This is a genomic window from Acidimangrovimonas sediminis (assembly GCF_002871005.1).
Lineage (GTDB): Bacteria > Pseudomonadota > Alphaproteobacteria > Rhodobacterales > Rhodobacteraceae > Acidimangrovimonas > Acidimangrovimonas sediminis.
Genome location: NZ_PHSN01000028.1, coordinates 62,597 through 68,913, shown reverse-complemented (window position 1 = coordinate 68,913; position 6,317 = coordinate 62,597). Strand labels below are relative to the sequence as shown.

Below are 6,317 nucleotides of genomic sequence, written 5' to 3'. Positions count from 1 at the left end.
ATGGAAGAACAGACCGCGGAACCGAAGCGCCACCAACAGCATGCCCGATAACAACCCAGTCGAAAACACGATCCGCCCCCTGGCGCTGCTTCGCAAGAATGCACTGTTTGCGGGCTCCGAGTTCGGCGGCGAAGCTTGGGCGATGATGAGTAGCCTGATTGGAACCTGCAAGATGAACGGTGTTGAGCCTCACGCGTATCTTACCTGGGTCTTTGAGAAGCTGTCGGCGGGAAAGAAGGGGGTGGAATATGACAAGCTTCTGCCTTGGCTCTGTCCGAACGGACATTTTGCAGGCTGAAATTGAGTATTTGCAAAGCTTGGCGAACATAAGGAGGGAGTCGCAGATCAAATTTGTCGCACGGCGCACCTGGCGCTGAGCTGATGGAAGGCCTCGCCGCCAGTAATTTGTCCGGCGGGCCGGCCGGCACCGGAGTGCCGCGGCGCATTCCGCGTCAGCGCGTGAATGCTATGCGTATCCGCTTTTCTATCTGAGCTAGAGAAATGTGCAGCCGTGAGTTAAGCACGCTGGCAGTCCTTGTTTTGCAGGGTTCCACGGAACCAATCCACATCAGAGTCCCAAGCGGCGAGCTGCTAGTCTACCCGAGGGTGACCGCTCGGTAGTGCAGTAAATCTTATATAGTCGCCGACTTGGTCGGCCCACATGAAAAACTTGAGCGGGCGACCCTTGGCGTCGGTCGCGGCAGTCAGCTTGCTGTTCATGTCGCCACCGATCAGCTGGCCACATCCCCCCTTCGATCACATGCTTGAGGCTGTCCAGCGGGCATTCAGATAGGTCGCACCGAAAGAAGTCCTGTGCTCGATGATCTGCGTGCGGAAGCTGGCCAAAGAGCGCCGACGATTCCAGTGTGGGCGGCTCAGCAGTAGGACCGGCCATTGTCGCTTTCGTCCGGCAGCGCAACAAAAAGCAGAAAGCGTTATCCAACCCCTCTCCGAAGAACGGCGACATAGACTGGGTGAACTGTGAAGTATCACAGCAACGGTCAGCCCTTCGTGGGATCTGAGTGCTTCTGCGATAGACGGCCCTTATCGCGTTCACCCAGCAGCATAAGAAAAGCAGAAAGTGCTTATTTTGCAGATCTCTGGTTGGCGCTACGGCGCCAACCTAGCCCTAGAATTCCATGGGCGTAAGATCGAAAAATGTGGGTCAGATGCAACGCTTACGAACGAGTGGACGACCATCGCGGCTGTATCGGTCCCGAAGCGCTTGGCCTCGAGGATCGCCGCGGCGGTGCGGTGGAAAAGCTGGTAGTAGAGGTCGTCCGGAGGAGGGGGGCACCCCAGCAATTCGCAGATCGCGGCGAGCCTCGTTCGCTTTCCGTCCGAGGCATTCCGGAGCCAGTCGCCGATGGTCCTGTCGAAGGGTTCGGCGACCTTAGCCTCGACGGCAAGCGATACGGTCTCGTTTCCGTCCCTGACCAGGGCGAATACGTCGCATTGGCTTTCTCGGCGCCCGCCGGGGAGCGCCACCTTGTGCTCGGGGATGGCGAGGAGGAGCTCCGCGTTGGTGACGAACATCGCTGCGATCTCCGGGGGCAGGCCGTCGGCGGCCTCCCAGGAACGTGCCGCCGCCATGGCGGAATACCCGGCGCGCCAGTGCTTCTCGGGATCGGCCAGCAGGGCACGCCAATCACCCAATCCTCGGGTGGGAACATAGATACGCGACATGCCCGGATCATTCCCGGGATCGGCCTTTCGTTCAACAGGATTCGACCGATGCGGAGCGTTGGAAGGTGTGCCGCAAGGGCTTCAACTGTAAACCGGCTGGTAAACCAGCGGGCTGGATACAGTCTGCTGATGGCAAAATTTCCATGAAAGTAAGGTGGAGGCGAGTACCGGAATCGAACCGGTCTACACGGATTTGCAATCCGCTGCGTAACCTCTCCGCCAACTCGCCGCCGAAGGTGGGCACTAGCTATACCAGCCGGCGGATGGATGCAATCGCCTCTTGCGTCTCTGCCAGCAGGAGCGCGCGAAAGCGCCAGCGTGGAGGAACGCCGCGGAAAGGCGCGGCGATGCCGTCGGGGAATGGCAGGTCGTCCGGCCATGTAAATTTGTCTCAGCCCTGCCGTTCTGTACCATTCCGTACGATGGCGTGTTGCCGAGGGAGGCGGAATGTGGCAAACCGGATCTGACCCAAACTAGACCGAAGAGTTTAGCCATGACCGACTTCGCCGCCCGCCGGACCGTGATGGTGGACACGCAGGTCCGTCCCTCGGACGTAACCAAGTTTCCTATCATCGAAGCCATGCTGGCCGTCCCGCGCGAGCTTTATGTTCCCGCGGCGCGCCGTGACGCCGCCTATGTCGGCGAGAATGTAGAGCTGGGGCAGAGACGTGTCGTGCTCGACCCCAGGACGCTGGCCAAGATGCTGGACCTGCTGGATATCCAGCCCGACGACCTCGTGCTGCACATCGGTGCGGGGCTGGGCTATGGCAGTGCCGTGATCGCCCGGCTGGCCGAGGCGGTGGTCGCTCTGGAAGAGGACCACGATCTTGCCGCCGAGGCGCAGGCGACGCTCTCGGCCGAGGAGGTCGACAACGCCGCGGTGATCGAGGGGCCGCTTGCGCAGGGGGCCTCCAAGCACGGTCCCTATGACGCGATCCTGATTGAGGGCGCGATCGAGGCGCTTCCCGAGGGGCTCGACGCGCAGCTCAAGGAAGGCGGTCGCATTGCCGCGGTCTTCATGGAAGGCGCGCTCGGTGTGTGCCGCGTAGGCTACAAGCTCGATGGCGTCGTGAGCTGGCGCTTTGGCTTCAACGCCTCGGCGCCGGTCCTGCCGGGGTTCGAGAAACACAAGGCCTTCGTGTTCTGACCCCGGGGCAGGGGGCGGACGAACGAGGAAAAGGGGCAGAGAGAAAAATGATGACAGGGCGGACTTTCGGGCGCGTGGGCGCCTTCGCGGCGGCGGTAACCATGGGCGTCGCTGTCGGATCGGTGTCGGCACTTCCGGCCAGCGCCGAAACGCTGGCGGACGCGATGATCGCGGCCTACCGCAATTCGCATCTCCTCGAACAGAACCGCGCGGTGCTGCGTGCGTCGGATGAGGATGTGGCGGTCAACGTCTCGGCGCTCCGGCCGACGCTGGGCTTGCAGGCGCAGGGCGTCACGGCGAACTACAAATCCTCGTCGACGGCCTACAAGAACCTTTACGGGACGATCGGGCTCCAGGCCTCGATGACGTTGTACGACTTTGGCCGTACCCGCGCCGCGATCGAGGCCTCCAAGCAGACGGTCCTGGCCACCCAGGAGGCGCTGACCGGGGTCGAGCAGAACGTGCTGCTCGCTGCGGTGCAGGCCTACATGAACGTGCGCAGCACGCAGGAGGTGGTGAGCCTCAACCAGAGCAACGTTGGCGTGCTCGAACAGCAGTTGAAGGCGTCGAAGGACCGGTTCGACGTGGGTGAGATCACCAACACCGACGTCGCGCAATCGCAGGCCGCGCTGGCCGCCGCACGGTCGCAGCTGACCGCCTCGCAGGGGCAGCTTGCCATGGCGCGCGAGGCCTACAAGGCCGCGACCGGGCATTACCCGGGCCGCCTGGCGCCGCCGCCGCATGCGCCGCAACTGCCGCGCACCCAGTCGCAGGCGGTGCAGATCGCGCAGCGCAACCATCCCGACCTGAAGTCGGCACAGTATCAGGTGAAGGCGGCCGAATACATGGCGCAGCAGGCCAAGGACGAGATCCGGCCCTCGCTGTCGGCCTCGGCGCAATACGGTGTCGACGACCTCGGCAACGATGCGGCCAGCGCGACCGTCACCCTGACCCAGCCGATCTATGCCGGCGGCAAGATCTCGGCGCTGTATCGCAAGGCACTGGCGCAGGAAGATCAGAACAAGGCGGGGCTGATGCAGACCTCGGTGACGGTCACCCAGAACGTCGGCAACGCCTGGGCGCAGCTGGCCGTGGCGCGCTCCTCTATCAGCGCCTATGACGAGCAGATCCGTGCCGCGCAGACCGCCTACAACGGCGTCAAGGAAGAGGCCAAGCTGGGTTCACGCACCACGCTCGACGTTCTCAATGCCGAGCAGTCGCTTCTTGATGCGCGGTCTTCGCGGGTGACGGCGGGGACGGACGAATATGTCGCGGTCTACCAGCTGCTGTCGTCGATGGGCCTGTTGACCGCGCAGCACCTCAAGCTTGGTGTCCCGACCTACGACGCCTCGGCCTATTACAACCAGGTCAAGAACGCCCCGGCGACAAGCGTCTACGGGAAGCGTCTCGACAAGGTGATGAAGTCGATCGGCCGCTGAGCGGCCGCGACGGCAGGTTCCGCCGGGGCGACCGGCGGGCCGTCATCTTCAAAATATCGCGCCGGGTCCGTCCCACGAGTTGTGTCGTGGAAGGGACCCGGCTACCATACTTGCAGATTCAGCGGGGAATCTGTCCATGTCCGATCCGATGACCAGAACCGATATCGAGGATGTCCTCTCTTCGATCCGGCGACTCGTTTCCGAAGAGGGGCGGGCCGGAAGCGCCCTGCGCGCCGGCCAGGCCGGCCGCCCGGCGGCGCCCGGCACCTCGACGGTGGCGGCCCCGGGGCGCGGCCTGCCGGCTGACGCCCAGTCTGGCCGCGGGTCGCGGGGGATCTCGGCGGATGCCGGCAGGCTGGTCCTGACCCCCGCGCTACGTGTCGCGGGGCGTGAGGATGAGGAGGCCGCCCCCGAAGAGGCGACGGCGCCACAGCCTTCGGTGCCCACTCGGGAGGTGGCCGCTAGCACGGCCGCGTCTGAAACTGTCGCGCCCGAGGCTAAGGCGCCCGTGGTCGAGGCGCCCGTAGTCGAGGTGGACGAAGCGCCGATGAGTGTCGACGTCGCCGAGGACTGGCTGCCGGAATCCGAGCCCGAGAACGTGTCGGTCCTGCGTCTGCAGAAGACGACGGAGCGGGCGATCGAATCGACGATCGCCGAACTGGAGGCTGCGGTCGCGCAGCGCGTCGATCAGTGGGATCCGGACGGCACCGCCGAGGTTGACCGCGACGAGAATCACAGCAACGCGTTCGACGGCCCCGTGCGCTTCGTTCACCGCGGCAACCCGCGCGGGCGGGGTGGGGCATCGGCCGGCGATCGCACGCCCGAGGCTGCGCCGGACGTCCCTGTCGAGGCCGCCGCGGGTGCCGCAACGGAACCCACCGGCGCCGAGGCCGAGCCCCCGCGCGCCGACGGGGGGGCAACCACTTTCCACAGCGCGCGCCGTGCCCCGCTGCGGGCGCCCGAAGCCTCACCAGAAGCCGCTTTCGCCGATGCACCGGAGGCCCGCGCTGAAGCCCGGGCCTGGCCGGAGCCCGAGCCGGACACCACGGCCGGGGCAGCAAAGGCGGACCTCGTCGACGACGATGTCGCGCCGACAGTGCGGGAAGCCCCGTCCGTGGAGGCCGACGCCTGGGTTGCCGACGCCGAGGAAGCCGAGACTGGGGAAACCGAGACCGGGGAAACCGAGACCGGGGAGGTCGATTCCGACATGGGGCCGGCCGGGATCTTCGACGAGGCCGACACCGGCTATCTCGACGAGGACAGCCTGCGCGAACTGGTGCGCGAGATGATCCGGCAGGAGCTTCAGGGTTCGCTGGGCGAGCGGATCACCCGGAACGTGCGCAAGCTTGTGCGGGCGGAGATCAACCGCGCGCTGGCCTCACGCGATTTCCAGTAAGCCCTGCGCTGCGGCTCTGCGCTGGCGCGCGTGTATTTGACCTTTCTCGGACGCGGCCGAGAGGGGCGCTCTGCGTGGGCAGAGTATCTGCCAATCCATGATCCAGGCCCTGGTAGCCACCGCTTGAGGGGCGTCAGGGGGCCTTCGCGCGCGACGTGACACCCCCTTCGCGGACGAAGCGGGGCGCAGGCACGCAAAGGAAAAGCGCGCCCCGAAGGGCGCGCCTTTCCAGTATTGCGACAGCGTCGGATCAGGCGGCTTCGGCCTGCTCCAGTTCCAGCGCATGACGGCGCTCGCTTTCTTCGCGCGACAGCGCGACCGAGGTCCGCACGCCCTTGGAGACGAACTCCATAAGCCCCTTCACGACCCGCTCATTGGGGTCGATCCCGGCGCAGGACAGCACTTCGCGCCCATCGCGCGAGCGCGCCCAGCGGGCGATCTGCTCCGGCCCGTTGCCGTATTTCTTGTCGTCGGCAATCGCATCGTCCAACGCCGCAAGGACCACGGCGGCAAAAAGCTTGCGCGACCGTTGGCCCTGTTCGAAGTTGAACGCCGTACCGTCAACGAAGTCGACCATGATGTCGTCCTTTATTATTGCTCTTGCGTTTCCTGGCGTGCGGCGACTATGGCGTTTTTGTCACGATTCGGT

At 65.0% G+C, this 6,317-nt stretch carries 6 protein-coding genes and 1 tRNA gene; 4 read left to right on the top strand and 3 right to left on the bottom strand.

Features of this window, described 5'->3' with window-relative positions; all coding sequences use genetic code 11:
* Positions 1-298, top strand: a 298-nt coding sequence (locus tag CVV76_RS25515) for a transposase domain-containing protein (protein WP_146010341.1), incomplete at its 5' end; no start/stop codon positions are given.
* Positions 299-1,110: 812 nt separating this feature from the next.
* Here CVV76_RS25515 and CVV76_RS21150 read toward each other — a convergent pair.
* Together CVV76_RS21150 and CVV76_RS21145 are read right to left on the bottom strand one after the other, a co-directional pair.
* Positions 1,111-1,686 carry a DUF6946 family protein gene (locus CVV76_RS21150; RefSeq protein ID WP_102226675.1) on the bottom strand — a complete coding sequence of 192 codons (576 nt, stop codon included), beginning with the start codon at positions 1,684-1,686 and terminating at the stop codon, positions 1,111-1,113.
* Positions 1,687-1,841: 155 nt separating this feature from the next.
* A tRNA-Cys gene (locus tag CVV76_RS21145) sits at positions 1,842-1,915 on the bottom strand.
* A gap of 264 nt (positions 1,916-2,179) precedes the next feature.
* Here CVV76_RS21145 and CVV76_RS21140 point away from each other — a divergent pair.
* The 3 genes from CVV76_RS21140 (at position 2,180) to CVV76_RS25505 (ending at position 5,668) form a co-directional block, all read left to right on the top strand.
* Positions 2,180-2,833: a protein-L-isoaspartate O-methyltransferase family protein gene (locus CVV76_RS21140; RefSeq protein ID WP_102226674.1), complete on the top strand. Its 654-nt coding sequence runs from the start codon at positions 2,180-2,182 to the stop codon at positions 2,831-2,833.
* Between the two features lie 50 nt (positions 2,834-2,883).
* A complete protein-coding gene (locus tag CVV76_RS21135; RefSeq protein WP_233193078.1) occupies positions 2,884-4,272 on the top strand; it encodes a TolC family outer membrane protein in 1,389 nt (462 codons plus the stop codon).
* 136 nt (positions 4,273-4,408) lie between these two features.
* Positions 4,409-5,668 (top strand): hypothetical protein, encoded by a 1,260-nt coding sequence (locus tag CVV76_RS25505; protein ID WP_102226673.1) that lies wholly within the window; start codon positions 4,409-4,411, stop codon positions 5,666-5,668.
* A 250-nt stretch (positions 5,669-5,918) separates the two neighbouring features.
* On the opposite strand, the gene CVV76_RS21125 is transcribed toward CVV76_RS25505, so the two are convergent.
* Positions 5,919-6,245 carry a DUF6280 family protein gene (locus CVV76_RS21125; RefSeq protein ID WP_035840992.1) on the bottom strand — a complete coding sequence of 109 codons (327 nt, stop codon included), beginning with the start codon at positions 6,243-6,245 and terminating at the stop codon, positions 5,919-5,921.
* Positions 6,246-6,317 lie beyond the last annotated feature (72 nt).